Raw genomic sequence first — 25324 nt, 5'->3', positions numbered from 1 at the left:
CGTCCCGCTTTCCATCCCATATGCTTTCTGACAGAAAGGAGTCGACCATGGCAGTAAAAGAAAGAGTGCACCATGCGCTGGGCGATACGGCGGCCCGCCAGCTCGCCAACGCCACCAAGACCGTTCCGCAGCTTTCCACCATCACGCCGCGCTGGCTGGTGCACTTCCTGGAGTGGCTGCCGGTCGAGGCCGGCATCTACCGCCTGAACAAGGTCAAGAACCCGCAGGACGTGCGCGTATCCTGCTCGCAGCGCGAGGACGAAGGCGATCTGCCGGAGATCTTCGTCGATTACGAGGACCAGCCGCGCGAGTACTTCCTCAACGCCGTCACCACGGTGCTGGACGTCCACACCCGCATCTCCGACCTCTACAGCAGCCCGCACGACCAGATCAAGGAACAGCTGCGCCTGACCATCGAGACGGTCAAGGAGCGCCAGGAGTCCGAGCTGATCAGCAACCCGGACTACGGCCTGCTGGCCAACATCGCCGACGAGCAGCGCATCTCGACGCTGACCGGCGCACCGACACCGGACGATCTCGACGACCTGCTGACCAAGGTCTGGAAAGAACCCGCCTTCTTCCTCACCCACCCGCTCGGTATCGCCGCCTTCGGCCGCGAATGCACCCGCCGCGGCGTGCCGCCCCCGACGGTGTCGCTGTTCGGCTCGCAGTTCCTGACCTGGCGCGGCATCCCGCTGGTACCGTCGGACAAGGTGCCGGTCGAGGACGGCAAGACCAAGATCCTGCTGCTGCGCGTCGGCCAGAAGCGCCAGGGCGTGTCGGGCCTGTTCCAGCCCGGCGTCGCCGGCGAACAGGGGCCGGGCCTGTCGGTGCGCTTCATGGGCATCAGCCGCAACGCGATCGCCTCCTACCTGATCTCGCTGTACTGCTCGCTGGTGGTTCATTCCGACGACGCCCTGGCCGTGCTCGATGACGTTGAAGTGGGCAAGTACCATGACTACTCCGCACTCGATACCTACAAGTGAGGGGCTGGCCGCCGTCGGCGGCCCCCCACCTCCGAGCCTGCCTCCCGGCCTGCCGGCGGGCCTGCCCGAGGAAGCACTGCTGAGCCGGCTCGCGGGCGAGTTCTTCGCCCTGCTGCCGACCGGCGCGCCGGATGCGCAGCTTCCCTTCGGCGCACCGCCGCAGCCGGCGCAGACCGAGATCGCGCTCGGCAACCGCGCGCCTGCGCTGGCGCCGCTGCCGGGCACGCCCGCTGCCGCGCCCGACGAAGCCGTCGATGCCGCCCCGGCCTTCGGCCGGGCGGCCAACCCGGTGCTGGGCGTGCCCGAGGCCCATGCCGCGGCGCTGCCGCCGGTCGCGCCGCCGCAGGCTTCGAGCGTGCCGGGCGCGCCCTCCTCGCCCTACTACTTCCTCGGCGAAGCCAGCGCCTGGCCGTCTCAAGCGGAAAGCGCCGGCCTGCCCCGCGAAGACCGCGTCACCGCGCGCTCGTTCGGCCTGCCGGGCGAAGCGGAGCTGAACCAGCTGCTCGGCGGCATCGAGGTCGGGCGGCACAGCCCGGTCCCCACATCCACCATCACCCCGGCCAGCGGCCCGGCGTTCTACTTCCTCGACCCGGAGGCTGAACAACCGGCGCCGGCGGTGGCGCCAAGCGCGCATCCGCCCTTCGACGTCAACGCGGTGCGCAGGGATTTCCCCATCCTGCAGGAGCGCGTCAATGGCCGGCAGCTGATCTGGCTCGACAACGCCGCCACCACGCACAAGCCGCAGGCCGTCATCGACCGGCTCGCGTACTTCTACGAGCACGAGAACTCCAACATCCACCGCGCGGCGCACGAACTGGCCGCGCGCGCGACCGACGCCTACGAAGGCGCGCGCAGCAAGGTGGCGCGCTTCCTCGGCGCCGCCTCGGCGGAGGAGATCATCTTCGTGCGCGGCGCCACCGAAGGCATCAACCTGATCGCCAAGACCTGGGGCGCACAGCACGTCGGCGAGGGCGACGAGATCATCGTCTCCCACCTCGAACACCACGCCAACATCGTGCCCTGGCAGCAGCTCGCCGCCGCCAAGGGCGCGAAGCTGCGGGTGATCCCGGTGGACGACAGCGGCCAGGTGCTGCTCGACGAGTACGGCAAGCTGCTCAACGCGCGCACCCGCATCGTCGCCGTGACGCAGGTGTCGAACGCGCTCGGCACCGTGGTGCCGGTCAAGGAGATCGTCGCCATGGCCCACGCGGCCGGCGCCAAGGCGCTGGTCGACGGCGCGCAGTCAGTGTCGCACATGCGGGTGAATGTGCAGGACATCGACGCCGACTTCTTCGTCTTCTCCGGCCACAAGGTGTTCGCGCCGACCGGCATCGGCGCGGTGTATGGCAAGCGCGAAGTGCTGGAGGACATGCCGCCGTGGCAGGGCGGCGGCAACATGATCGCCGACGTCACTTTCGAGAAGACGATCTACCACGGCCCGCCGACCCGCTTCGAGGCCGGCACCGGCAACATCGCCGACGCCGTCGGCCTGGGCGCGGCGATCGACTACGTCGAGCGCATCGGCATGGAGAACATCGCGCGCTACGAGCACGACCTGCTCGCCTACGCAACGCACGGCCTGCTCACCGTCCCCGGCATCCGCCTGATCGGCACCGCCGCGGACAAGGCCAGCGTGCTGTCCTTCGTGCTGAACGGCTACACCACCGAGGAAGTCGGCCGCGCGCTCAACGAGGAAGGCATCGCCGTGCGCTCGGGCCACCACTGCGCCCAGCCCATCCTGCGCCGCTTCGGCGTGGAAGCCACGGTACGGCCCTCGCTGGCGTTCTACAACACCTGCGGCGAAGTCGACACCCTGGTGGCCGTGCTGCAGCGGCTGGCATCGGGCAGAACGTCGCCACCACGCTGAGCCACGCACCCGGTACCTCGCCGGGCAACGGATGAAAAAGAGCTATGGGTCGCACCATGGCTCTTTTTCATTTCTCCGTCGCCAGCACAACCTCACCAGGCCGTTGATGGCGACGAACACCACGCTGCTGGTCGGGAACAAGCTCCGGGCGATAGCAAGCAGCCGCAGACTCTTCTTCCCATCAGCATGCTCGTATGACCCATGTCACACAAGGCATGTTGTATGGATGGCGATTGCCGTGGGGAAGAATGTATCTTTTGATGCGGATGATGTGTGCTTTCTTGGTGTGCGGGTGATCCTGCTTGGTGTGAGTGCACATCGGACAAGCACGGCACGGGCGGCGATCGTGCCAAACATGTTAGGCGACAACATGACGGTGAAACTTATGCATCAAATGAAGGGAATCAACATGATGCGAGGGCCTCTTTCGAATCTTTCGATGTCGGATAACATCCTTACGCCGACATTTGTCGTCTACTAATAGTTGTACAGCACTGAATTGCCGATGAGCTACCTCTCCAACTTTGAACGATCTTTCAGCGAGCACACTCTTGCTATTGTCGAAGAAGGTTACTCAGGTGAGTACGACGCGACGCTCTTGATCAACTGCCTACTTGGACTGCTTGTCGTTCCTAAGGAGACCATGCTGCATGCGATTCCGGATACGCCACTTTCTGAACTTAAGAAATGGGGCATCGAGCCTTCGTCCATAAAGGCGACGGGCCAGGCAAAGGGAAAGAACGATCCAGATCCAAACACCTTGAGAGGGTTGGTCTTTAACATGCGCCACTCAGTTGCACATTTCAGAATCAAGCCGATTCCAAGCGAGGGCGAGGTTGAAGCATTCGAATTCACAAATGATCGTGGTTTGCACGCGGAAGTTGCACTCGCCGAACTGCGTGAGTTCGTAAAGCGCCTCTCTGCCCATTTGAAAGTGCAGTGATGCGCGTGCGGTACAACCTGCCATTCCAGCGGACGGCTTCGCCGCCCGCTGAATTTCGAAGTTAGGCTCATAAGGAATCCATAATAGTGGGCACTACAGAAACATGGATATCAATAATAGGCTCCCTTGCGTCCATTGGTGGTGCCGTATGGGCATTTATTGAGGCCCGCAAAGCATCAAAATCTGCATCAAGAGCCGAAAGAGTAAGAAGTGAACTTGTAACCCGCAGGGAAATGGTCGAAATATCTCAAATACACACTGAGACAAAAAGAATCCTTGGTATTGTTTCAAGGATAGGTCCATCTTCCAGCCTAAATTTATTAACCGGCATTGACTGTAGCAGCATTGCAAAAGATGTTGAAGAGTATTGCAGACTGATAAATGAGCACAGCACTCATTACTCTGAGCTATTCAAGAATCATGCATTAAAATTATGCAGCGACCTCAACGACGACATAACATCTCTAGCTGACGCAACACAACAACACGAAAAGAAAGAAATCGGCACTCGAATTTATCACAAGATCAATAGCTTTCTCCCTGTTGCCAAGAACCTGGCAGACGAGAAGAAAGAAACCATCGTAACCGGGAATTAAGGAATTAGAATGAAAATCACAAACGGCGAGAAACTGATAATTTTGATGCTGAGTGAGCTATACGAGAAGTTGGAAGTCAGAGGTGAAATTGAACCCGACTTCATAAGGTCCGCAATTTTCAGCAATAACACATGGAGTATTCCATGGAAGTACGCCGGCATCCCCTTCGATGAACAAGACACACCTGAAATCGTAAAGGAGGTGTTGAACATACTTGATATGTGGAGCCTTATCGAAAGAAGTTACGGCGAACTTACAGATGATGAAAAGGCTTTTGTAGAAGCAGAGGCAACTCCTTTTGGAAAAGACCCAAAGTTTCGGGGCTTCGATGGAAACAATGAAGCAGAATACATGGGAACAGCTTCTTTCCTCGTTAATGAACTGGATAGGTTTTCAGAGTTCAAAGAAAGGTACTTTAACTCGCACTACCCTATGGTCGAAGCGTACAACCGAATGCTTTCTATATATGAACCAATCATTAAAAAGCAGCACTATCAATCACTCTCCGCGCAAAGTCTTGTCAGCATTCTGAAAGAGTTAGTCCATCCTGAAAATCGGGGCAAAGCCTAACAACTCCCAAGGGACTTCCCGTCAACTGTTTTCTGCAGACAGCAGCCGTTGATCATGCACGCATCTTCTTCTCCTGCTGATCACGCCCGGGCGTGACCGGTTCTGGACTGCCGGCATCGCGATGGACAAGGACAGAACAGACTGCCTTTCCCCAATCGGCCTTGCTCGGCACGCACGTGCCGGGGCCACCCGAGCACGCCTCCATGCCGATCACACATGACGGCAAGCTTGCGATCAGTTCATGCAGCTTCTCACCCGGCACCGGCGAGCGCACCAACTCGGCGCGGCCGGCTTCATTGACGCCATGCACGGCAAGCACGTTCTTGGCGAGATCGATGCCAACGGTCACAATGCTCATGGACTTCCCCTTTCGGACGGATTGATGAGAGTTCGCACTTCCCATCGTGGCACTCAGGTGCTCATTGCCGCAATGCGGTCAGACCGGGACGGGGAAGTCCCTTTCATTCGTTAGACCTAATAAGCAATGGAACCATATCTCTTTCACGGCGTAATTCTTCCAGAACGAGCCCAACTTTCATTAGAATATTCTCTCAAGTTCGAACACGCTTCTACGGGGGTCAATCAGGGCTACCGCAGCTACGCGAATGGAATTGAAGTGCGGGCAGAATGTGGCCGCCTGGTTCTGGCAAATCGTTGATAACACGTCAGGTGACCATCCCGCCGACCGTCTTGCGTTCATGCGGAACACGTAGCTGCGGGAGCCCTGGGGGGTCAATGCTGAAGCACAAGTCAGCATAGTCCTTAACCAAGCTGCGGTATGGGTAACTAGTGAGCATAACTGGAACATCTTTGACTTACGCAATGTCGTCAAGAACATTGTCCAAGGACATCTGGCGATGATTGGGTATCTCAAGGGTTATGCGTACGACGTTGAAATCACGCGAGTTCTTTCTCGCGAAAGAGAAATCGACTACGTTTTTGGAATCGATATCCCGTGTATCACGAACCGAAATCAGGACGTTGACCTCAATGAGGCGCTACTTCAACTGAGACAGAAAACAACCGGTGAACACGGAGTATTCCTCCTTCGGTGCTTTGACGATCTAACCTCAGCAATGAAGCACGCGGATGACACAGGCTTTTATTGCTACAGGGCTATAGAGTCACTGCGCCATCACTGTGCAGCTCGGAACAACCTCCGAGAAGCAAACAAGGTTCAGCAGTGGCAAGCATTTCGTGATATCTCTGGCGTTGAGGAGACATCCATTCGACTCATCAAGGCCGCAGCAGATCCACTACGTCATGGCGAACCTGGCACTGAGGCTATCGATCGCGCAGAGCTGTTCACCACTACTTGGGCCATAGTTGATGCATATCTCAGCAAGGTCTAACTGCCGGCTCAACGCGGACGCTGCGCGATAAAGCCACGCAGCATCGGTTAGTTTTCATTCGTCAGGCCATGACAACCATAAACTCATCTGAACTTCTCCAGATCGTTATCACTTCCACGGCGTTTATCGCATACCTACCGCTGATAGCAGGGTCATGGAAAATCATGAGGGCGCTTGACACGTTGAGCAGCAAGGTCATGTTTAGTTGCCTTGCCGGCATCCCATTTTGGATTTTATTTTCCAAATTCGTTCTGGGAGGCATGTCCAATGCCTCAGGCTTCACCAAGGTCGTTTCGTGGCTTCCAACAATCGGCACATGCGTTCTATTCATTACTCCTGCAATAGCTTTTATGTCTATCAGCATGCATATATCAAGACCTAACAATTCCAACGCTGCTTCGCGACGAAGAACTCTTTAGGTACTCACCCCAACACGGAAACAACATGCATAACAGATACGGAAAACTCGCTTCCTGGGTCTATCACCTGGACAAACCCATCGGTCACTCCTTCGGCGATCAGGAATACTACCGGCAGCGTCTGACCGGATGCGATGGCGCTGTTCTGGAACCTGCCGTCGGCAATGGCCGAATCTTCGTGCCGCTGCTGGAGGCGGGTTTGGCTATCGAAGGCTTCGATGCGTCGCAAGACATGATCGAATATTGCCAGCAGGAGTGTCTGAAGCGACGCCTGCCCACGCCGCTGACATGCCAGACATTCGATAACTTCCACTACGAACGACGCTTCGCAGACATCATCCTGCCGGCGGGGTCGTTCCAGCTGATCACGGATGCCACTTCGGCCATGGCCGTGCTCAGGCGGTTTCACGATCATCTGCTGCCTGGTGGAAGGCTGATCCTGGACATCGACCCCATCGAAAGCATCATGGAAGACTCGGGTTCCGCGCGCAGTTGGATGGTGAAAGAGAACGAACTGCTTACGCTGATCAGTCAGCGGGCCGGGATCGATCACATCAGGCAAACGACCCTTTCTCATCTGCGCTACGAACACTGGCGGGATGGTGCGCTGCTGGGTACCGAACTCGACCTGTTTCACTTGCGCTGGTGGGGCGTCGCGGAGTTGGCGTTCGCGTTGCGGGAGGCTGGCTTCGTGGACGTGGTGGCGTCGGGCGATTACCAGCATGGACGTCCACCGCACCAAGGCGATCAAATCATCAGCTTCGAGGCGACGCGCCGTTGATCATGCCCCCATCTTCTTTTCCCGCTGATCACACCTGAGCGTGACCGGTTCTCGAATCAGACATTTCATGCGCACCGAAATCAGTGGCCTGGCCGCCAGCTTCGAGCGCATGGACCATCGGCAATCGTCACCACACTCGGTATCATGCGTCCCGCCCCGGTAACTCCAGCAAGCGGACCGAACGAGCATGAGCGACATCCAGACCCTGCGCCGGGTTCTCCACGAATCCCGCACCATCGCCGTCGTCGGCCTGTCGGCCGACTGGTTCCGGCCGTCCTACTTCGCCGCCAAGTACATGCAGGCGCACGGCTACCGGATCATCCCGGTCAATCCGAAGTACCCCGAAATCCTTGGCGAGAAAAGCTATCCCGACCTCGCCTCGATCCCGGACAAGGTCGACATCGTCGATGTGTTCCGCAAGCCCGGCGATGCGCTGGCCGTGGCCGAGCAGGCGATCGCCATCGGCGCCCGCACGCTGTGGCTGCAGATCGGCGTCATCAACGAGGAAGCCAAGCGCAAGGCCGAGGCGGCCGGGCTCACCGTGATCATGGACCGCTGCGTCAAGATCGAATACGCCCGCCTGTTCGGCGGCCTCAACTGGTTCGGCGTCAACACCAAGGTGATTTCCGCCCGCCGCCCCCGCTGGCTTCCCTGAGCAGGATTCCGAACATGGCAGACCATCAATACGGCTTCGACACCCTGTGCCTGCACGCCGGCCAGATTCCCGACGCGGCCACCGGCAGCCGCGCCGTCCCCATCTACCAGACCACCTCCTACGTCTTCGACAGCCCTGAAGAAGCGGCCAGCCTCTTCAACCTGCAGACCTTCGGCAACGTCTATTCCCGCATCTCCAACCCTACCGTCGCGGTGTTCGAGGAGCGGATCGCCGCGCTCGAAGCGGGCCGCGCCGCGCTGGCCACCGGCAGCGGCATGGCGGCACAGATGATCGCGCTGCTCAACATCTGCGAGGCCGGCGACCAGATCGTCGCCGCGCGCACGCTGTACGGCGGCACCCACACCCAGCTCGACGTCAATTTCCGCAAGCTCGGCATCGACACCGTGTTCGTCGATCCGGACGAGCCGGAGAACTTCGCCCGCGCGATCACGCCCAAAACCAAGGCCGTGTATGCCGAAACCCTGGGCAACCCCTCGCTCAACGTGCTCGACATCGAGGCGGTGGCGCAGATCGCCAACGGCGCCGGCCTGCCGCTGTTCATCGACAACACCTTCGCCAGTCCCTACCTGTGCCGGCCCTTCGAATGGGGCGCCGCGATCAGCGTGCATTCGGCAACCAAGTTCCTCGGCGGCCACGGCACCACGATGGGCGGCGTGATCGTCGAGTCCGGCAAGTTCCCGTGGGACAACGGCAAGTTCCCGAGCATGACCGATCCCTCGCCCGGCTACCACGGCGTGCGCTTCTTCGAGACCTTCGGCGACTTCGGCTTCACGATGAAGTGCCGCATGGAAGGCATGCGCACCTTCGGCCCGGTGCTCTCGCCCTTCGCCGCCTTCCAGCTGCTGCAGGGCGTCGAGACCCTGCCGCTGCGCATGGACCGCCACTGCGCCAACGCGCTGGCGGTGGCCCGCCATCTGGAATCGCACCCCAAGGTCGCCTGGGTCAATTACCCCGGCCTGGAAAGCAGCCGCTACCACGACCTGGCGAAGAAATACCTGCCGCGCGGCGCCGGCGCGGTGCTGAGCTTCGGCATCAAGGGCGGTGCCGCCGCCGGGCAGAAGTTCATCGATTCGGTCGAATTCCTGTCCCACCTCGCCAACATCGGCGACGCCAAGACCCTGGTCATCCACCCCGCCTCCACCACCCACCGCCAGCTCTCCGAAGAGCAGCAGGTGGCGGCCGGCGTGCCGCCCGACCTGATCCGCCTGTCGGTCGGCCTGGAAACCCTGGACGACATCCTGTGGGACATCGACCAGGCGCTGAGCAGGGCCTGACGCCCCCTTTTCCCGTTTTCTGCTTTCCAACTGAAATTTTCTTGGTTCGCGGCGGCGGCTCCGCTTTCTAACATTGCCCTCTGTTGCGCTGCAGCGTGCAGCGTGCGCTTCTTCCAGACACAGAGGATCGATGATGAAAGCAACCCGCCTCCTCCGCGCCAGCCTGGCTGCGCTGACCCTTGCCGTGAGCACCGGCGTGGCGCATGCGGAGAAACTGGCCGTCGGCTACCTGCCGGTGACCGGCCATGCCAAGTTCTTCGTTGCCCAGGAACGCGGCTTCTTCAAGCAGGAAGGGCTGGAGGTGGAGCTGGTGGAATTCGTCAATTCCGCCGACGGCCTGCATGCGGTGGTCTCCAGCAAGCTCGACATCGGCGCCTTCGGCACCACCGCCCCGCTGGTGCATTACGCCCGCGGCGCCGACCTGAAGATCATCGGCGGCATCATGGGCGAGGACGCGGCGATCATCGTCAAGCCCGAGAACGCCGCCAGCGTGCGCACCATCGGCGACCTCAAGGGCAAGAAGATCGCCACCATCCGCCTGGCGACCGGCGATGCGGTCCTGCGCGGGGCGCTCAACCAGGCGGCCTTGGACTGGCGCAAGGACGTGCAGATCTTCGAGCTGAAGAATCCGCCGGCAGTGCTCGAAGCGGTGAAGTCCGGCCAGGTCGATGCCGGCGTGGTGTGGGGCCCGCACGACATCCGCGCCGAACGCCAGGGCCTGCAGGTGGTGATCCGTTCCAGCGAGCTGCAGCCGGGCCACCCCTGCTGCCGTCTGGTGGTGAAGTCCGACAAGCTCAAGAACCCGGCCACGCTGGAAAAATTCCTGCGCGCCATCCTGCGCGCCGAACAGTTCGCCGCCACGAACCGCGCGGAAACCCTCGACGCCATCCAGAAGTACGTCAAGCTCGATCGCGACATCCTGGAAGCCGGCTACTACTCGCTGCACCTCGAACAGGGCACCGACGCCAATGCGCGGGGCACCAGGGCGTTCTGGGACACGCTGGTGCAAGCCGAATTCATCGACGGCCAGCGCCCGCTGGAGCCGATCTTCGCGCTCGACATCTATGAACGCGCGCTGAAGAGCCTGGCGGCCGAGAGCCCGGCGGAGCCGTTCTGGCAGAATCTGCTGCAGGCATCCGCCGCACGGAACACGCTGTGAGCCAGGGCCGCCACAGCCTGCTGGTCGAATCGCTGGACTTCGCCTACGGCGGCAGCGCGATCCTGCAGGGCATCGACCTGGCAGTGGCCGAGGGTGAATTCCTCGCCCTGCTCGGCCCGAGCGGATCGGGCAAGTCCACCCTGCTGCGCCTGATCGCCGGGCTGGAACAGCCGCTGGCCGGGCGCCTCGCCGCCGGGGGCAAGCCGCTGGCCGGCCCCGGCCCGGACCGCGCGGTGGTGTTCCAGCACTACGCCCTGTTCCCATGGATGACGGTGGGCGACAACGTGGCCGAGGCCATCGCCAAGGCGCACCCCACGCTGTCGCGCAAGGAACGGCGCACGCTCGCGCGCGAGCACCTCGCCCGCGTCGGCCTGGGTGAAGTCGCCGGGCAGCATCCGTTCGAGCTCTCCGGCGGCATGCAGCAGCGTGCCGCGATCGCCCGCGCACTGGCGCTGGAATCGCCCTTTCTGCTGATGGACGAGCCTTTCGGCGCGCTCGACCCGGTCAACCGCGCGCGGCTGCAGGACCTGCTGGTGGACGTGTGGCAGGGCAGCACGCCGCGCCGCACGGTGGTGTTCGTCACCCACGACGTGGATGAAGCCCTGCTGCTGGCCGACCGCGTGGCGGTGATGGGCGCAAATCCGGGACGCATCATCCGCGAATACGCGGTGCCCTTCGAGCGCCCGCGCAAGCGCACCGCGCTGTTCAAGGACGGCGCCTTCCACCAGTTGCGCGAAGAGATCGCCGAAGCCCTCGACGCGGACACGCTGGCCCATCTGGAAGCGGCCTGAGGGCCCGGCGCACACGCTCCAGCGTTCCCGCTCCGGCGGGAACGCCGCCTCATCGCCAAGATGCAATCTGAATACCAGGAACCACGATCATGAGCGCCCCACAGAAGGCCCTGACCCTGCCCGCCGATGCAGGCGGCAAACACGGCACCGCCTCCCGCCCACGACTTCCCGCCGGCTTCGTCTGGGAGCCGTGGGCATTTGCCGCCGCCCTGCTGCTGGCCTGGCAGATCGGCGGCAGCGCCCTGTCCGGCGAAGGCAACCCGCTGCTGCCGCCCCCGGCCGTGGTGTTCCAGGCGCTGTGGGACTCGCTGCCGGAACTGGGTCGCGGCACCGTCTCGTCCTTCCTGATCCTGCTGCCGGGCTATGCCGGGGCGCTGGTGCTGGGCATCGCCTTCGGCCTGCTGGCCGGCACCACTCCCTGGCTGGCACGCACCTTCTTCCCCTTCGCCAAGGTGGCCGCGCCGATTCCGCCCACCGTGTTCATCCCCTACGCCATCGCGGTGCTGCCCACCTTCCATCTGTCGGCCACTTTCGTGGTGTTCCTCGGCGCCTTCTGGCCCATCTTCCACAATGCGGCCGCCGGCGCGCTGTCGGTGGAAGGCCGGCACCGCGACAACGCGCGCGTGCTCGGCTTCACGCACCTCGAGTACCTGCGCAAAGTGGTCTTCCCGGCCAGCCTGCCGCACATCTTTTCCGGCATGGCGGTGGGCCTGGGCTTCTCTTTCATCCTGCTCACGGTGGCGGAGCTGTTCGGCGCCAATGCCGGGCTGGGCCGCTTCGTGCAGTACTACGCCGACTTCGCCGACTATCCGCGCATGGTGGCCGGCATCCTGTACACCGGCGCCGTGACCTGGGGCGCGATGACCCTGCTGGACAAGCTGCGCCACCGCAGCTTGTTCTGGCTGCGCTGAGGGCTCCGGCATGAAAACCCTGCCGCCTCGCCACGGAATCCTTGCCTGCCCCGCCGCGCCCCGGATCGACGCCGCCGGCACGCGGGCGCAGCCGCGGCTGTGGTCCGCCGTCACGATCGCCATCCTGCTGGCGCTGTGCATCGTCGCCGGCTCCCTGCAGGCAGGCACGGCGCCCGCCGGCAAGCAGCATGACGGCTTCTTCCCGCCGAGTGCCGACCTCGCCGCGGCGCTCGAACAGGCCCGCAGCAGCGGACGCCAGGGCGTTGCCGTGCTGTTCGAGATGGAAGGCTGCGGCGAATGCGCAAAGCTGCGCGCCACGACCTTCAGGGACAGCGGCCTGCGCAAGGCCTACGAACGCGATTTCGTCACGGCCAGCCTGATGGCCGACCAGCCGCTGCCGCTCAGGGACTTCGACGACCAGGCCACGCAGCAGGCCGAGTTCGCCCGCAGCGAGCGCGTCTTCGCCTTGCCGACCCTGGTGTTCTACGACCTCGACGGCCTGCCGGTCGCCCGCCAGCTGGGCAGTGCGGGAGATGCCGCGCAGTGGATCCGGCTGGCGCGCTACGTGCGCGAAAAGGCCTACGAGGACACGCCTTTCAGCCACTGGCAGCCCGCCGACTGAGGGCGGGCGGGCGGAAATCCTCGCCCGCCCGCCATCGCCGACTTCGGCCGCGAGCGCCCCGCCGGCGCTCCGCCTCAATGGCGGAGTTCGCCCAGTACGCTGTCCTTGACCGCGGCAAAGTCCGCGCTTCCGCGCGCACGCGGGCGCGGCAGATCGACGTCGACGACCGTGCGGATGCGACCCGGCCGCGGGTCGAGCACGACGATGCGATCGGACAGATAGACGGCTTCTTCCACGTCATGTGTGACCATGACGGTGGTGATGCGGTTGTTCTCCCAGATGCGCAGCAGCTCTTCCTGCAGATAGGTGCGCGTCAGCGCGTCCAGCGCGCCGAACGGTTCGTCCAGCAGCAGGATCTCCGGCCGGGCCACGAGCCCGCGCGCAATCGCGGCGCGCTGCGACATGCCGCCGGAAAGCTGCCCCGGGAAAGCCTTGGCGAAGCCTTCGAGCCCCACCAGGCGGATATGCTCGGCAACCGCCTGCTTCTTTTCCGCGTCGGAAACATCCGCCGCATCCAGGCCCAGCAACACGTTCTGCTCCACGGTCAGCCAGGGAAACAGGCGGTGCTCCTGGAAGACGATGCCACGGTCCAGCCCGGGGCCGGTGACGGGCGCGCCGTTGATCGCCAGCGAGCCGACGGTCGGCGTGTCCAGGCCGACGATGAGGCGCAGGATCGTCGACTTGCCGCAGCCCGAGGCGCCGACGAGGCAGACGAACTCGCCCCGCCGCACCTCCAGGTCGATGCCGCGCAGCACCTCCAGCGCCTGCCCGTCCACCTGGAAAGTCTTGCCCACGCCGTCGAGCGCCAGAATGGCATCCGGCCGCGCGGCACCGGGCCGGGCCGAGGACGTGGAAGGCGGCACGGGCCGCTGGACTGCTGCAGTCACGGAGAAACTCCTTTTCATACGGATGAGGCGGCCCGCACACTGCGGGCGCCCCGAATCGGATCAGACCCGCGCAGAGGGTGCGGGCCATGCGGATGCCACGGCACGCGCTCAGTCCCGCGGCAAGGAAAAATGGCCCGCCGCGACCAGGTCGGCCAGCGGCCTGCGCGGCGTCGGCAGCTCGCGCTCGCGCAAGGGCTCGGGCAAGACGCTGTCGTCGCCCAGGCGCCCCAGCGCGATGAGGATTTCCAGCTTGTACTCGTCCGGTACCTTGAACAGCGCCCGGGCAGCCTCCTTGTCATACCCCGCGATGGCCCGGGTATGCCATCCCGACAGGGTGGCCTGCAGGGCCAGATGCGCCCATGCCGCACCGCTGTCGAAGCTGTGGTTGCTGGCCGGCGACGGCAGGTGCTCGCCCTGCCGCACGAAAGTCGTCTTGGACAGCAGCAGGATCAGCACCGATGCCTGCGGCGCCCACAGGCGGTTGTTGCCCGACAGCAGCTCGACCGTTTCGTCCCACAAGGGGGCGCCATTGCGCACGTACAGGAAGCGCCAGGGCTGGGAATTGCTCGCGGACGGCGCCCAGCGTGCGGCTTCGATGATGCGCAGCAGGCTCGCATCGTCGATCGGATCGGCACGGAGCGCGCGCGGCGACCAGCGGTTCAGGAACAGCGGATCGACCTCGCGCTGGGACACGCGCGGCGCGCTGGGCGAGCGGCGGGGCACGGTCGCCAGCCAGCGCTGCAGCGTGGAGTCGCCGTAGGCGGCGTCGGCGATGGCATGGCCGGCATCGGGGTAGAGCGTGAAGCGTACCGGCACGCCCAGGGCGTGCAGGCGGCTGACGGCGGCCTTGACCGGTGCCACCGGCGCCCTGTCGTCGCGCCCGCCGTGGAAGAACCACACCGGGGTATGGCCGAGCCGCCCCAGAGCCGCGTCACCGGCAGCGTCGGGGACGCGGCCCGCGACGAGCACCAGGCCGGCAAAGCGCTCCGCCTCGGCCGCGGCCAGTTCCCAGGCCGCAGCCGAACCCGCGCTGAAGCCGGCCAGCACGATGCGGCGGCGGTCGGCCCGGTGGCGGTCCGCAATCTCGTCTATCAGTTGCAGCAATTCGGCGCGCCACTCGGCCCAGGCGCTCCCCTCCGGGATCTGCGGGGCCAGGAAGTGGTACGGCAATTCGGCCGCATGGGCGACATGGCGCGGCAAGCCATGGGTCAGCAGCAGGTCAGGGTCGCTGCCGCGGTCGCGTGCGCCATGCAGGAACACGACCAGCGGGATGGATGGCAAGGCGTCGGCGGCGGGCGCGAACAGGTAGGGCAATGTTCCGCGTCCGGTGGCATGCAGGTGGCGCTCGATGTTCATGAACTGGGATCCTCGGCGAAAGGGCGATGGGCGGTGGCCGGTGTCGGTCGCACCGGGCAAGGACGGCTCAAGCAAATTCCGCGCCTGCCATCAAGACCTTGATCCATAAGGCGGCCGGCGCGGCGGATGGTGCACCGCGTGCAGGCCCGCGCCCCCGCCTGCTGCCAGGCCAGCAGGCCGGTGCATCCGCTGCCGATGGCACACGGAGCGGCCCGCCGCGCCGCGGACTGGTGGAATCCCAGCACCCGGGCGCTGCCGCTGCCCCTGGATCAACAGGCATCGCCGCAGGGGCCGGCGCGGGCCGTGGGCGGCGGAGAACGGCGCCCGGCGGCGGATGCGCGTGTTTCGCACCATCCGCCGCGCACGCCGGCCGGGGCGGTACCGGTCCTTCTCCCCGTGGCATGGATCGTGCGTCACGACCGGCCCCGGTTTGTGGAGGAAGTCAGATGCACGGTTCCAGCGAAGGCCAGCGTTCCGCGGACTGGAACGCGCCGCACGGGAGGCAGGCGGCGAGCCTTTCCCCGGCCGGCGGACAGCACCAGCCCGTGCTCACGCTACCGGACTCGGGCGCCCAGGCCCTGTCCATCCGCGCCAAGGCGCTGGCGTTCAGCGACCCCCTGTCCTACCGCCTGCTGACGCAGGTCGAACGCATCGCGCCAAGCGAGGCGACCGTGCTGGTAATGGGCGAGACCGGCACCGGCAAGGAACTGCTGGCCCGCCACATCCACGACCGCAGCGGCCGGGAAGGGCCGTTCGTGGCGATCAACTGCGGCGCGTTCAGCGAAAGCCTGGTCGATGCCGAGCTGTTCGGCCACGAGGCCGGGGCCTTCACCGGCGCGCGCGCGCCGCGCGCGGGCTGGTTCGAGGCCGCCGACCGCGGCACCCTGTTCCTCGACGAGATCGGCGACATGCCGCTGCCGATGCAGGTCAAGCTGCTGCGCGTGCTGCAGGAGCGCCAGGTCGTGCGCGTCGGTTCGCGCCAGCCGATCCACATCGACGTCCGCCTGATCGCGGCAACCAACGTCGATCTCGAACGCGCGGTCGCGGCGGGGCGTTTCCGCCACGACCTGTATTACCGCCTGAACATCGCCCGCCTCGACCTGCCCCCGCTTCGCCAACGGGTGGGGGACATCCTGCCGCTGGCCACCCACTTCCTCGGCAGCTACGCGCAGCGCCTGGGACGTCCGCCACCCATCCTGTCGCCCACCGCACAGCGGGCGCTGATGGCGCACCCTTGGCCAGGCAACATCCGCGAGTTGGAGAACGTCATCCATTTCGCCCTGCTGGTGTCGGATGACGGGCCCATCCTGCCCGAGCACCTGAAGTTTGCCGGCGGCTTTCCGGCGATCCGCCCGGAGGCGGAGCTTGCACCCATCGACGCCATCGCGCTGCAACTGGCCCGCCTGTTCGACGCCCCCGCCGAGCGCCTGATGGAACGCCTCGAAGCGCTGATCATCGAGCGCGCCTACACCCACAGCCACTTCAACCAGGTACGGACCGCGCAACTGCTCGGCGTGACGCGCAACGTGGTCCGCACCCTGCTGAAGCGGCACGGCCTGGTCGACAGCGACAGGCAGGACGCAGGCTAGCCGCTGGACGGCCGGAACGCGTCACAAGCTGGCACGGAAGCTCAGGCCAACCGAGCGCCGCTCGCCCCAGCGCTTGCTGACAGCGCTGTTGCCGGTGAAGGTGGAGGTATCGACCGCGTACTCGACGTCGAACAGATTCTTGGCGAACAGGCTGATCTGCCATGCGCCCGAGGCGGGGCCGAAGCCGATGCCGGCGTCGGTGATGTTGCGCGACGATTCCCAGCCGTGCTCGGACAGGTTGAGCGCGACGTTCTGCTTCGAGGAATAGCTGTTGTTGACGTGGGCGCTGAGGATCAGCCCCTGGCCGACGGGCTGCCGGTATTCCGCCCCCAGGTTGAGGGTGTATTTCGGCGCGCCCGGCAGCTGCCTGCCGGAGAAATCGCATTGCAGCGGCAGCGATGCGGCAAGGTCGGACGGGCAAGGGGCGTCCTTGTAGTCCTTGTATCTGGCGTGGTTGACAGCGCCGCCGAAGCGCAGCGTGAATGCCTGCGATACGGCGAAGGCGCCGTCGAACTCGACGCCGCGCAGCCGGACCTTCCTGGCGTTGCCGATGATGTTGCGCACGCCGGTGGCGGTGCCGGCGTCCGGCACCACCTGGTCGGTCTGGAAGTCCTTGATGTCGGTGTTGAAGAGATTGACGTTCAGGATCAGGCGGCGCTCGAGCAGCGACAGCTTGGTGCCGAGTTCGAAGTCGATGGCCACTTCGGGGTCGGTGACGTTGGGCGTGCCGTCGGCCGTGTTCCAGCCCACTGCGCCGGACTTCACGCCACGCGCGACCGAGGCGTACAGCAGGGTGTCATCATCGAGTTTGTAGCTGGGGCTGAGCAGCACCGAGGTGGCGGTGTCGCTGTTGTCGGCATGGCGCTTGGGGCCGAAGCGCGCCAGCGAGCCGATCTGCCCGGCGCCGGTGCCGGTCGGCCCGCCGCGGATGGCCTTGGCGGCGGCGATCTGGGCGGCGCTGGCGCCGTTGGCGGCGCCCAGCGCATCGAGATCGGCGCCCGGCCCGTACAGCAGGTAGGACCACGTGTTCTTCTTGCGCTCCCAGGTCTGACGCAGCCCGGCGGTCAGCGTGGCCTGCTCGGTGAAGCGCCAGTTGAACTGGCCGAAGGCGGCGAAGCTGGTGGTTTCCGGCGAGCGCTTCTGCGCGGTGTAGGTGCCGTCGAGCGAGGCTGCGAGCAGTTCGCGCCCGGCGGCGTTCTGGCTCAGCGTGGCGTACTGGGGATTGCTGGCGTAGAACGCGCCGGCATCGCGGCCGAAGACGGTGTGCGTTTCGTTGTTGAAGCCGTTGTACAGCGCGTACAGGCCGGTCTGGTAGTCGAAGCTGCCGCCCTGGCGCGAAGTCAGGCGGATCTCCTCGGAGAACTGGCGCTGCGCGGTGCGTGCGCCGCCGCCGCGGCGGATGTCCCAGCGGGTCTTGTCGAAGTCGTTGTCGGCGACGAAGCGGTTGTCCTTGTACGCGGTGATCGAGGTCAGCGTGTGCCCGGCCAGGTTCCAGTTGATTTCCACCGAGGCGCCGTTCTGCTCGTCGATCGACGGCGTGACGTAGTCGGCATCGACCTTGAACTTCTCGAACAGCGGCTGGTAGCCGCCGAACCAGCCGCGCGTGATACGGCTGGTGAAGGTGATGCCGCGCGGCGCGCCGTCCAGGAAGGCGGCCGGGTCGCTCACGTTGGGGCTCATGTTGATGTTCTCGCGCGCGCGGGCGTGATGCAGGATGACGCGGGCCGAGACGTCGTCCGCCGGCAGCGCCAGGAACTGCAGGCGCGCGCCGGAGCGGTTGCGGTCGTACCAGGTGGATTTGTTCTGGCCCTGGCCATCGATGCTGCCTTCGCCGGTTTCGTTGAAGAACGAGAAGCGGTAGGCGAGCGCGTTTTCGACCAGCGGGCCGCTCAGGGTGCCGGTGATGCGCTTGAGGTCGCGGCTGCCGACGGTGGCTTCGGCCGAATACTGCGGCGTGAAGCTGGGCTTGCGGGTGGAGATGTTGAGCACGCCCAGCGTGGTGTTCTTGCCCAGCAGCGTGCCTTGCGGACCGCGCGCGATCTCGATGGATTCGAGGTCGGGGAAGTTGGTCCACGAGGCGCCGACGTAGGGCTGGAAGACGTTGTCGATGATGACCCCCACCGGGGCCTCGTACTCTTCGCCGTTGACATTCTTGCCGACGCCGCGGATCGACACGCTGGAGCGGCGCGAATTGAGTTCGGCGGCCTGCACGTTGGTGGCGCGGCGGGCGAAGTCGCTGATGTTCACGGCATGGTCGCGTTCGAGTTCGCGGCCGCTGACGACCGATACCGGAATCGGCACGTCCTGCAGGCGTTCCTCGCGGTTGCGGGCACGCACGACCACGGCATCGATGCTGACGACGTCGTCGTCGGCGGCATCCGCGGCCCCGGCGGCGGGCGACGTGCTGCCGGCGCCGTCGGTGCCGGCAGCGGGCGCGAGGCCGGCGCGGCGCTTGCGTGCTTCTTCGAGGGCCTGTTCGAGCTGGCCGATCTCGGCATCGAGTTCGGCGGCCGGGGAGATGGGGCCCTGCTGGGCGGCGGCGGCGAAGGCCGTTGCCGACAGCATGCCGCCCACCAGTGTGCGGGCGACGAGGCCGGAGAGCAGGCGCCTGCGGCCGGGAAAGCGCGGATGGGTGGATCGGAGAGCGGGGACTGCCGGGGGATGTGATGTTTTGGTCATGTGGATAACTCGTCTTGCGGCTGTGGTTCAAGGGAAAGGGGGGCCGTGCTGCCTGGGTTGCGGAACCGTTGCCGGCGCGGCGTGCGCGCGCGGCACGCCCTGCCGTTGCGGACACGGCCGCAACGGCAGGCAGCAGCGCACGCAGGCGGCGGCGTTCAGATGACGATCTCCCGCGTCAGCGGCGCGCGCTGGCTCACGTCCACCAGCCCGTGTTCGCGGGCGATCGCGAGGCTGGCGTAGATGGCCGCGTCCGGGCTGTTGGGGCTGCCCTTGACGCGCTTGGCTTCGGGGTTGTCGGCTCGTTCTTCCGAACCGGCGTAGCAGAAGCTGCCCGGCTCGTAGCGATCGAACCCCAGCGCGCGGCGGAAGTTGCCCAGCACGCCGCTGGCGAGCACCGTCTCGCGCGTGACCGGGTGCGGCGCGCGCAGCGGGCCGACGTACAGCGCGTCGGTCGGGCAGTGGGCTTCGCACAGGTAGCAGGTATGGCATTCCGCCTGCCGCGCGATGATCGGAATGCCGCGCGCATCGAGGTCGAACACGTTGGTCGGGCACACTTCTTCGCATGCGCCGCAAGCGTTGCAGCGGTCGTCGAGAACCAGTTCGATCATGACGCTGCCCTCGCCTGCTCGCGCACTTCGCCGCCGCCGATGGCCTTGCGTTCGACCTGGAGCTGGTCGAGGCCGCTGACCACGACGTGGCTGAATTCGCGCTCGTCGATGACGGGGTAGTCGGCGCGGCGCTGCAGGCCGCGGCTTTCCTTGCGTTCCAGCGCGCTGGTGAAGATCAGCCGGGCCGAGGCGATCAGCGCCGCCGCCTCGCGTGCGCGCACCACCGAGCGGGCCAGGTCGGCGCCGCCCAGGCGGGTGTCGCCGCCCAGGCTTTCGCGCGCGTCCCGCCACAGGCCGTCGATCCTGTCCAGCGACGCCTGCATCACCGTGCCTTCGCGGCGGTAGAACTTGGCGACCGGCAGGGTTTCCTCCTGCACGCCGCGGATCAGTTCGTTCACGTCGAGGTCGGCACGGACCTGCCCGGTCGGGCGCAGCCCGGCGGTGCCGATGGCGCGGACCTTGCGCGTGGCGACGTTGCCGCCGTAGCGGCGCGCGAACAGGGTGGCGGAATGGCCCGCCCAGGAACCGGACGCCAGGGCCCAGGCGGTGGCCGGGCCGGCGCCGGACTGGTTGGCGCCGACGAGCTTTTCGCGCGAGGTGGTGTCGCCGGCGGCGAACAGGCCCGGCACGCTGGTCGACGCGCCTTCGCCGACCTCGATGCCGCCGGAGGCGCGGATGGTGCCTTCGAGGATGTGCTCGACCTCGTATTCCTCGGTGAAGGGGTCGAGCGGCAGGTAGCGCTTGAAGTACTGGAAGGTCATCGGCTGGCTGGCCTGGATGCGTTCGCGGCCGATGTCGTCGTACTTGTCGAGCTTGCAGTACACGTGGCCGGTCTGGATCTCGGCGACGGTGGTGCCCTTGCCGCGCGAGACCACCTCGCCATTGGCGTCGCGCAGCGTGGCGGAGCCGTAGACCGCGGTCTTGGAGCAAGCGCTGCCCTTGGGCACGATGCCGTACTGGCCGCTGAACTCCATGCCGGAGAAGTGCGCGCCTGCCTCGGCCGCGAGCAGGTAGCCGTCGCCGGTATTGTTGTTGCCGCCGGCGATGCCCGAACGGAACGCCGTGCCGCCGGTGGCGAGCACCACGGCGCCGGCGCGCACCTGCCAGCGCGTGCCGTTGCGGCGGTTCCAGCCGGTGGCGCCGGCCACCACGCCGTCGCTGATCAGCAGTTCGAGCGCCGGGCTGTGGTCGAGGATGGTCACGCCGTGCTTTTCCAGCTGCTTGCGCAGGAACAGCACCGCGTCGGCGGCGCGCATGCCGCCCCAGCGTTCCTTGTTGCCGTCCTGGGTCTTCGGAAAGGCGTAGCCCCAGCGCGACATCAGGTCCTGGTTGATGAAGCTCTGGTCGTACACCTTCTCGATCCAGCTCTCGTCGGCGAAGCCGAACGCGATCGGCATGCGCGCCTTGATCATGCCCTCGCGGTGCACCGGGTCGTCCGGCTTGATGTAGTAGGCGCCGGTGCCCGCCGCCGCCTGCGCGCCGGAGGTGCCGAGATAGCCTTTCTCGGCCACGACCACGCGGGCGCCGGCCCGCGCTGCCGCAAGGCCGGCCCAGGCGCCGGCCGGACCGCCGCCGATCACGAGGACATCGGCGACGAGATCGACGTCGAAGACGCTGCGTCCCGACGGATCGGGAAAATTGATGATGTTTCCGCTTGCCATGTGCACGCTCCACACTGGGCCACGACTGCCGGCGCCGCCCTGGGCGGCGCGGCAGGCATGGCGTGTCGAAAGAAGGAAAGGTGTTTCCGCCCGGGCAGGAAACCTGCACCGGTCGAACACCCTTTCGCAGAAAGCGTGCCAGCGGCCGAACGGGGCTGGGCAGAAAACAGAAAACAACGCAAGCCACTGAAAACAATCGTATTTATTTTCCGCAGCGGTATTCACTGCGGAAAGGTTGCCCGGCGCTGCGGGGCCTGGCTGGTGATTTGGCAACATCCCGCCTGTCCCGCTGCTGCGATGCGGCCCGCCCGGCACGCCGCCCCCGCGGACGAAAAGCCCCCAGGCTGCACCGATCGCAAGAGGGCCGGCTTTGCACCGCCGGCCCGTTCCGCAGGCGCGGAGCAATGCTCCGCGAAACCCCTGCTCCACCCCCGGGGGGCGCTTTTTGCCTTGGGGCGGCCCGGCGGCAAAAAAAGAAAAAGCGCATCCGCCCTGCGATCGAGGGCGGATGCGCTTCGCGCCGGAGGACGGCTCCGGCGCCGGGGTCCGGCGGGCCTACCAGTAGCCTTCCAATCCCAGCTCCTGCAAGGCCTGTTGCTGGTATTGCGGGCGGAACCACGTGCGGATGGTCTTTTCGTCCACGCCCTTGCGGATCAGCCTGTGCTTGACGCCGAATTTCACCAGTTCGTCGTAGGCCAGGACCGAGCTCTCGTCGATGAGCGGATTGAAGCGTTCCTTCAGCGAGCCGGCATAATCCTCCTCGACGTACTCGTAGGCCACGCTGCGCTCGGCGACGAAGCGCAGCAGCGCCTCGCGATTCTCCTCGCGCGACGCCCAGTGCGATGCGCGCAGCAGCACCTTCACCACCCTCTGCACCACCTCCGGGTAGGCCTTCTCGAACTTCTCCGACACCAGCATGCCGCTCTGGGTACCATCGTCGAGCGAGGTTTTGGTGTCTTCGAGAACGCGCAGCTTGCCCTGGTCGCGCAGGATCAGCAGGTTGAGGGTGCCGAACACCGCGTCCACCGCACCGGCGTTGAAGGCGACCAGCGCCTCGGCGCCCTGCAGGTTGACCAGCGTGACGTCCTTTTCCTGAAGGCCCCTGGACTCCAGCAGCAGGATCAATGAACGGTAGGGATTGGTGCCCTTCTGCACGGTGATGCGCTTGCCCTTCAGATCCTTGATGCTCTCGAACGGCGAGTCGTTGCGGACCCCCAGGTAGAAGGTGCCCGTGCCGCTGGCCCGGCGCGTGGCGACGATGCGGGCCGGAATGCCGCCGACCAGGCCGATGACGTTGGGCACGCCGCCATAGGTGCCGAAGTCGATGGAGCCCTGCGCCAGCGCCTCGTTCTGCGCCGGGCCGGTGCCGGCGAAGAAGATCTGCTCGATCCGGGGGCCCTTGCTGCCGAACTCCTCCTCGAAATAGCCCAGGTGCTCGGCCAGGGCGACGATGCCGGTGCTGACGGGCCTGCCGCCCGAATTGGCGACGTTGGTGCCGCCGACCTCGCCGAACAGGATCTTGTCGGGCAGGCCGGCGGCGGCCTGCAGCGCCACGCCTGCCAGCAAGGCCACGGCCATGCGCGCGAGAATGCGATGGATTGTCTTCATGTCGAACCGATGTGAATGGATGATGGATGGGAAAACGGCCGCCGCGCCGCTCAGCCCTGCCCCCGCCAGCGGAACAGGTACCGCGGAATGCGGCGCAGCGCCTTGTTCATGGTGATGCCGGTGAAGGCGATGAGGCTGACCCCGAGCAGCACGATGTCGGTGCGGAAATGCTCCTGCGCGCCCATGACCACCGAGCCGATGCCGCCGGACATGACGCCGATCACGTACTCCGCGCCGATCGCGGCGAACCATGAATAGATCAGCGACAGTTGCAGCGCGGTGACGATGGAAGGAGCGGCCGACGGCAGCACCACGTAGCGCAGCAGCCGGGCGCGGGAGAACATCAGCACGCGGCCGACCTCGACGAGCTGCGCCGGCGTGCTGCGGATCCCCTCGAAGGTCCCCATCACCACCGGCTTCGAGGCGGCGATGGCGACGAAGACGATCTTGCACAGGTCGCCGGTGCCGAACCACACCGTCAGCAGCGGAATCCAGGCCAGGATCGCGACCTGGCGGATGGCGTGGAAGCTCGGCCCCATGACGCGGTCGAAGACGTGCGACAGCCCCATGCCGATGCCCAGCGCCAGGCCGGCGGGAATGCCGATCGCGCAGCCCTGGATCAGGCGCGCGAACGTGGACAGCAGACCTTCGGCGAGGCTGGAGAAGATCGCCGGATCACGGGCCGCGTCGAACAACTGGCCGAAGGGCACCAGTACCAGGCTGCTGACCCATTCGTGCGTGGTCGCCTGCCACCACAGCACCAGCAGGATCGCGGGCGGCACCATGCCGCGGAAGTGGCGGCTGCGCCACACCGCCCCGAGCACGGACGCCGCGCTCACGGCCGCACCCGCCATTTCAGCAGCCGGTTCTCGGCGCGGCGGAAGACGTGGTCGAGCATGAAGCCGGTCAGGCCGATCAGCGCCACGCACACCAGCACCACGTCGAGCTGGAAGATCTGCCGGCTCCAGGTCATCAGGTAGCCGATGCCCTCGGCCGAGGCCATGACCTCCACCGCCACCAGCGCCACCCACACATGGGCCACGCCCTGACGCACGCCAGTGGCGATCGCCGGCAGCGCACCCGGCAGGATCACCCGGCGATACAGGGTCCACCGGCTGAGCTTCATCGCCCGCGCCACCTCCAGATAGGCGCCCGGAATGTTGCGGATGCCGTCGGCGGTGACGAGCGCCAGCGGCACCACGCAGGCCTTGGCCATGATGAACAGCTTGAGCCTGTCGTCGATGCCCAGCACCATCATCAGCAGCGGGATGAGAGCGATCGACGGTACCTGGACGAGAATGCGGAAACTCGGCCCGATCCAGCTCTCGAAGGCCGGCGAGGCCCCCAGCGCGACGCCGAGCAGCAGCCCGATCGTCAGCCCCAGGGCCGCACCCTGCGCCACGCGCCACAGGCTGATGCCCAGGTGCTCGGCGATCTCGCCGCCGGCGAGCAGCTCGACGAAGCTCGCGGCCACCGCGCCGGGGCCGGGCAGGATGTTCGGCGGCACCCACTCCAGGCCGCTGGCGAGCCACCAGAGCAGCAGCACCGACAGCGGGAACACCGCGTACTGGAAAGCGACCGGCAGGCCGCGGGCCAGGCGCGGAGCGGCGCCCCGTTCACCGCGCCCGCCGGCAAGCCCGCTGACGACGGAGGACGGCGGCAGCGAGGAAACGGCACTACCCGCGCCGCCGCTCATCGCCCGCCCCTCCCCGCAAGCGGGCATGCCGCCCGGCAAAGGACGCGGCCGGGAAAAAGAGTCGCGGGACGGTTCATGGTTCTCCTCGCATCGCCGGCGCACCGGCTGTCTGTCATTGCCCGGCGGCGTGCGCGCGGGCCTCGGTTGAACAACGATGCGGGAACAACAGCAAGAGCCGTACCACGACCGCCACCGCGCCCCGATCGCCCGCGAATGGCGGGCCGGAAGGGATTCTCGGCGGCGCCGGCGGCGGCCCGGGTGTTGCTCATGCAGCAATCCGGCGCTGCGGCTGG

Annotated in this window: 24 protein-coding genes and 1 pseudogene; 15 read left to right on the top strand and 10 right to left on the bottom strand. The window is 65.8% G+C overall.

Annotated elements, in window-relative coordinates:
- Window positions 1-47 precede the first annotated feature (47 nt).
- The 6 genes from ACNQFN_RS02905 to ACNQFN_RS02880 all read left to right on the top strand — a co-directional run bounded on the left by ACNQFN_RS02905 (window position 48) and on the right by ACNQFN_RS02880 (window position 4962).
- Complete coding sequence (locus ACNQFN_RS02905) at window positions 48-986, top strand: family 2A encapsulin nanocompartment shell protein (protein ID WP_418647909.1); 939 nt, start codon at window positions 48-50, stop codon at window positions 984-986.
- Entirely contained in the window at window positions 955-2853 is a 1899-nt protein-coding gene (locus ACNQFN_RS02900) for a family 2A encapsulin nanocompartment cargo protein cysteine desulfurase (protein ID WP_418647908.1), read from the top strand. Before ACNQFN_RS02905 ends, ACNQFN_RS02900 begins: the two co-directional genes overlap by 32 nt.
- Window positions 2854-2884: 31 nt before the next feature.
- Window positions 2885-3334 carry a hypothetical protein gene (locus tag ACNQFN_RS02895; protein ID WP_418647907.1) on the top strand — a complete coding sequence of 150 codons (450 nt, stop codon included), beginning with the start codon at window positions 2885-2887 and terminating at the stop codon, window positions 3332-3334.
- Window positions 3335-3358: 24 nt separating this feature from the next.
- Window positions 3359-3796 carry a HEPN family nuclease gene (locus ACNQFN_RS02890; RefSeq protein WP_418647906.1) on the top strand — a complete coding sequence of 146 codons (438 nt, stop codon included), beginning with the start codon at window positions 3359-3361 and terminating at the stop codon, window positions 3794-3796.
- An 86-nt stretch (window positions 3797-3882) separates the two neighbouring features.
- Complete coding sequence (locus tag ACNQFN_RS02885) at window positions 3883-4392, top strand: hypothetical protein (RefSeq protein WP_418647905.1); 510 nt, start codon at window positions 3883-3885, stop codon at window positions 4390-4392.
- 9 nt (window positions 4393-4401) lie between these two features.
- A complete protein-coding gene (locus ACNQFN_RS02880) occupies window positions 4402-4962 on the top strand; it encodes a YfbU family protein (RefSeq protein ID WP_418647904.1) in 561 nt (186 codons plus the stop codon).
- 187 nt (window positions 4963-5149) lie between these two features.
- On the opposite strand, the pseudogene ACNQFN_RS02875 reads toward ACNQFN_RS02880, so the two are convergent.
- Window positions 5150-5320 (bottom strand): annotated as a pseudogene (locus ACNQFN_RS02875) (IS110 family transposase); the annotation flags it as partial.
- 499 nt (window positions 5321-5819) lie between these two features.
- Between ACNQFN_RS02875 and ACNQFN_RS02870 the strand changes: the two are divergent.
- Complete coding sequence (locus tag ACNQFN_RS02870; RefSeq protein ID WP_418647903.1) at window positions 5820-6314, top strand: hypothetical protein; 495 nt, start codon at window positions 5820-5822, stop codon at window positions 6312-6314.
- A 61-nt stretch (window positions 6315-6375) separates the two neighbouring features.
- Here ACNQFN_RS02870 and ACNQFN_RS02865 read toward each other — a convergent pair whose 3' ends face one another.
- The gene (locus tag ACNQFN_RS02865) at window positions 6376-6678 is read right to left on the bottom strand and encodes a hypothetical protein (protein ID WP_418647902.1); all 303 of its coding nucleotides are present in this window, start codon (window positions 6676-6678) and stop codon (window positions 6376-6378) included.
- 80 nt (window positions 6679-6758) lie between these two features.
- On the opposite strand from ACNQFN_RS02865, the gene ACNQFN_RS02860 reads away from it, so the two are divergent.
- The 7 genes from ACNQFN_RS02860 (at window position 6759) to ACNQFN_RS02830 (ending at window position 12947) form a co-directional block, all read left to right on the top strand.
- Window positions 6759-7514 carry a class I SAM-dependent methyltransferase gene (locus ACNQFN_RS02860; protein WP_418647901.1) on the top strand — a complete coding sequence of 252 codons (756 nt, stop codon included), beginning with the start codon at window positions 6759-6761 and terminating at the stop codon, window positions 7512-7514.
- Between the two features lie 187 nt (window positions 7515-7701).
- Complete coding sequence (locus tag ACNQFN_RS02855; RefSeq protein WP_418647900.1) at window positions 7702-8169, top strand: CoA-binding protein; 468 nt, start codon at window positions 7702-7704, stop codon at window positions 8167-8169.
- Window positions 8170-8183: 14 nt separating this feature from the next.
- On the top strand, window positions 8184-9464 hold the full coding sequence (locus ACNQFN_RS02850) for an O-acetylhomoserine aminocarboxypropyltransferase/cysteine synthase family protein (RefSeq protein WP_418647899.1): 1281 nt from the start codon (window positions 8184-8186) through the stop codon (window positions 9462-9464).
- A 133-nt stretch (window positions 9465-9597) separates the two neighbouring features.
- On the top strand, window positions 9598-10623 hold the full coding sequence (locus tag ACNQFN_RS02845; protein ID WP_418647898.1) for an ABC transporter substrate-binding protein: 1026 nt from the start codon (window positions 9598-9600) through the stop codon (window positions 10621-10623).
- Window positions 10620-11414 (top strand): ABC transporter ATP-binding protein, encoded by a 795-nt coding sequence (locus tag ACNQFN_RS02840; protein WP_418647897.1) that lies wholly within the window; start codon window positions 10620-10622, stop codon window positions 11412-11414. Before ACNQFN_RS02845 ends, ACNQFN_RS02840 begins: the two co-directional genes overlap by 4 nt.
- 89 nt (window positions 11415-11503) lie before the next feature.
- On the top strand, window positions 11504-12325 hold the full coding sequence (locus ACNQFN_RS02835; RefSeq protein ID WP_418647896.1) for an ABC transporter permease: 822 nt from the start codon (window positions 11504-11506) through the stop codon (window positions 12323-12325).
- 10 nt (window positions 12326-12335) lie between these two features.
- The gene (locus ACNQFN_RS02830; protein ID WP_418647895.1) at window positions 12336-12947 is read left to right on the top strand and encodes a thioredoxin family protein; all 612 of its coding nucleotides are present in this window, start codon (window positions 12336-12338) and stop codon (window positions 12945-12947) included.
- A 74-nt stretch (window positions 12948-13021) separates the two neighbouring features.
- On the opposite strand, the gene ACNQFN_RS02825 is transcribed toward ACNQFN_RS02830, so the two are convergent.
- Both ACNQFN_RS02825 and ACNQFN_RS02820 read right to left on the bottom strand, forming a co-directional pair.
- Entirely contained in the window at window positions 13022-13834 is an 813-nt protein-coding gene (locus ACNQFN_RS02825) for an ABC transporter ATP-binding protein (RefSeq protein ID WP_418647894.1), read from the bottom strand.
- 108 nt (window positions 13835-13942) lie between these two features.
- Complete coding sequence (locus ACNQFN_RS02820) at window positions 13943-15190, bottom strand: nitroreductase family protein (RefSeq protein WP_418647893.1); 1248 nt, start codon at window positions 15188-15190, stop codon at window positions 13943-13945.
- Window positions 15191-15636: 446 nt separating this feature from the next.
- Here ACNQFN_RS02820 and ACNQFN_RS02815 point away from each other — a divergent pair, with 446 nt between their 5' ends.
- Window positions 15637-16779, top strand: coding sequence for a sigma-54 interaction domain-containing protein (locus ACNQFN_RS02815; protein WP_418647892.1), 1143 nt, complete (start codon window positions 15637-15639; stop codon window positions 16777-16779).
- Window positions 16780-16800: 21 nt separating this feature from the next.
- Here the strand turns inward: ACNQFN_RS02815 and ACNQFN_RS02810 are convergent, their stop codons facing one another.
- The 6 genes from ACNQFN_RS02810 to ACNQFN_RS02785 all read right to left on the bottom strand — a co-directional run bounded on the left by ACNQFN_RS02810 (window position 16801) and on the right by ACNQFN_RS02785 (window position 25031).
- Window positions 16801-19458, bottom strand: a complete 2658-nt coding sequence (locus tag ACNQFN_RS02810) for a TonB-dependent receptor (RefSeq protein ID WP_418647891.1) — start codon at window positions 19456-19458, stop codon at window positions 16801-16803.
- 155 nt (window positions 19459-19613) lie between these two features.
- Window positions 19614-20066: a 4Fe-4S dicluster domain-containing protein gene (locus ACNQFN_RS02805; RefSeq protein ID WP_418647890.1), complete on the bottom strand. Its 453-nt coding sequence runs from the start codon at window positions 20064-20066 to the stop codon at window positions 19614-19616.
- Window positions 20063-21727: an FAD-binding protein gene (locus ACNQFN_RS02800; protein WP_418647889.1), complete on the bottom strand. Its 1665-nt coding sequence runs from the start codon at window positions 21725-21727 to the stop codon at window positions 20063-20065. The genes ACNQFN_RS02805 and ACNQFN_RS02800 overlap by 4 nt, the downstream gene beginning before the upstream one ends.
- Before the next feature lie 555 nt (window positions 21728-22282).
- Entirely contained in the window at window positions 22283-23335 is a 1053-nt protein-coding gene (locus ACNQFN_RS02795) for an ABC transporter substrate-binding protein (protein WP_418647888.1), read from the bottom strand.
- A 50-nt stretch (window positions 23336-23385) separates the two neighbouring features.
- Entirely contained in the window at window positions 23386-24174 is a 789-nt protein-coding gene (locus ACNQFN_RS02790) for an ABC transporter permease (protein WP_418647887.1), read from the bottom strand.
- The gene (locus ACNQFN_RS02785; protein WP_418647886.1) at window positions 24171-25031 is read right to left on the bottom strand and encodes an ABC transporter permease; all 861 of its coding nucleotides are present in this window, start codon (window positions 25029-25031) and stop codon (window positions 24171-24173) included. Before ACNQFN_RS02785 ends, ACNQFN_RS02790 begins: the two co-directional genes overlap by 4 nt.
- Between the last annotated feature and the right edge of the window lie 293 nt (window positions 25032-25324).

The organism is Thauera butanivorans (assembly GCF_048398245.1).
GTDB lineage: Bacteria > Pseudomonadota > Gammaproteobacteria > Burkholderiales > Rhodocyclaceae > Thauera > Thauera butanivorans.
The sequence above is the reverse complement of the archived record's forward strand: the minus strand, read 5'-3'. Positions and strand labels throughout refer to the sequence as shown.

Coding starts and splice junctions, on each gene's coding strand:
- ACNQFN_RS02815 (WP_418647892.1), top strand. CDS start 15,637: ATGCACGGTTCCAGCGAAGGCCAGCGTTCCGCGGACTGGAACGCGCCG.
- ACNQFN_RS02850 (WP_418647899.1), top strand. CDS start 8,184: ATGGCAGACCATCAATACGGCTTCGACACCCTGTGCCTGCACGCCGGC.
- ACNQFN_RS02785 (WP_418647886.1), bottom strand. CDS start 25,031: ATGAGCGGCGGCGCGGGTAGTGCCGTTTCCTCGCTGCCGCCGTCCTCC.
- ACNQFN_RS02795 (WP_418647888.1), bottom strand. CDS start 23,335: ATGAAGACAATCCATCGCATTCTCGCGCGCATGGCCGTGGCCTTGCTG.
- ACNQFN_RS02830 (WP_418647895.1), top strand. CDS start 12,336: ATGAAAACCCTGCCGCCTCGCCACGGAATCCTTGCCTGCCCCGCCGCG.
- ACNQFN_RS02905 (WP_418647909.1), top strand. CDS start 48: ATGGCAGTAAAAGAAAGAGTGCACCATGCGCTGGGCGATACGGCGGCC.
- ACNQFN_RS02865 (WP_418647902.1), bottom strand. CDS start 6,678: ATGCTGATAGACATAAAAGCTATTGCAGGAGTAATGAATAGAACGCAT.
- ACNQFN_RS02810 (WP_418647891.1), bottom strand. CDS start 19,458: ATGACCAAAACATCACATCCCCCGGCAGTCCCCGCTCTCCGATCCACC.
- ACNQFN_RS02835 (WP_418647896.1), top strand. CDS start 11,504: ATGAGCGCCCCACAGAAGGCCCTGACCCTGCCCGCCGATGCAGGCGGC.
- ACNQFN_RS02820 (WP_418647893.1), bottom strand. CDS start 15,190: ATGAACATCGAGCGCCACCTGCATGCCACCGGACGCGGAACATTGCCC.
- ACNQFN_RS02870 (WP_418647903.1), top strand. CDS start 5,820: ATGATTGGGTATCTCAAGGGTTATGCGTACGACGTTGAAATCACGCGA.
- ACNQFN_RS02805 (WP_418647890.1), bottom strand. CDS start 20,066: ATGATCGAACTGGTTCTCGACGACCGCTGCAACGCTTGCGGCGCATGC.
- ACNQFN_RS02900 (WP_418647908.1), top strand. CDS start 955: ATGACTACTCCGCACTCGATACCTACAAGTGAGGGGCTGGCCGCCGTC.
- ACNQFN_RS02845 (WP_418647898.1), top strand. CDS start 9,598: ATGAAAGCAACCCGCCTCCTCCGCGCCAGCCTGGCTGCGCTGACCCTT.
- ACNQFN_RS02880 (WP_418647904.1), top strand. CDS start 4,402: ATGAAAATCACAAACGGCGAGAAACTGATAATTTTGATGCTGAGTGAG.
- ACNQFN_RS02855 (WP_418647900.1), top strand. CDS start 7,702: ATGAGCGACATCCAGACCCTGCGCCGGGTTCTCCACGAATCCCGCACC.
- ACNQFN_RS02890 (WP_418647906.1), top strand. CDS start 3,359: ATGAGCTACCTCTCCAACTTTGAACGATCTTTCAGCGAGCACACTCTT.
- ACNQFN_RS02860 (WP_418647901.1), top strand. CDS start 6,759: ATGCATAACAGATACGGAAAACTCGCTTCCTGGGTCTATCACCTGGAC.
- ACNQFN_RS02800 (WP_418647889.1), bottom strand. CDS start 21,727: ATGGCAAGCGGAAACATCATCAATTTTCCCGATCCGTCGGGACGCAGC.
- ACNQFN_RS02895 (WP_418647907.1), top strand. CDS start 2,885: ATGAAAAAGAGCTATGGGTCGCACCATGGCTCTTTTTCATTTCTCCGT.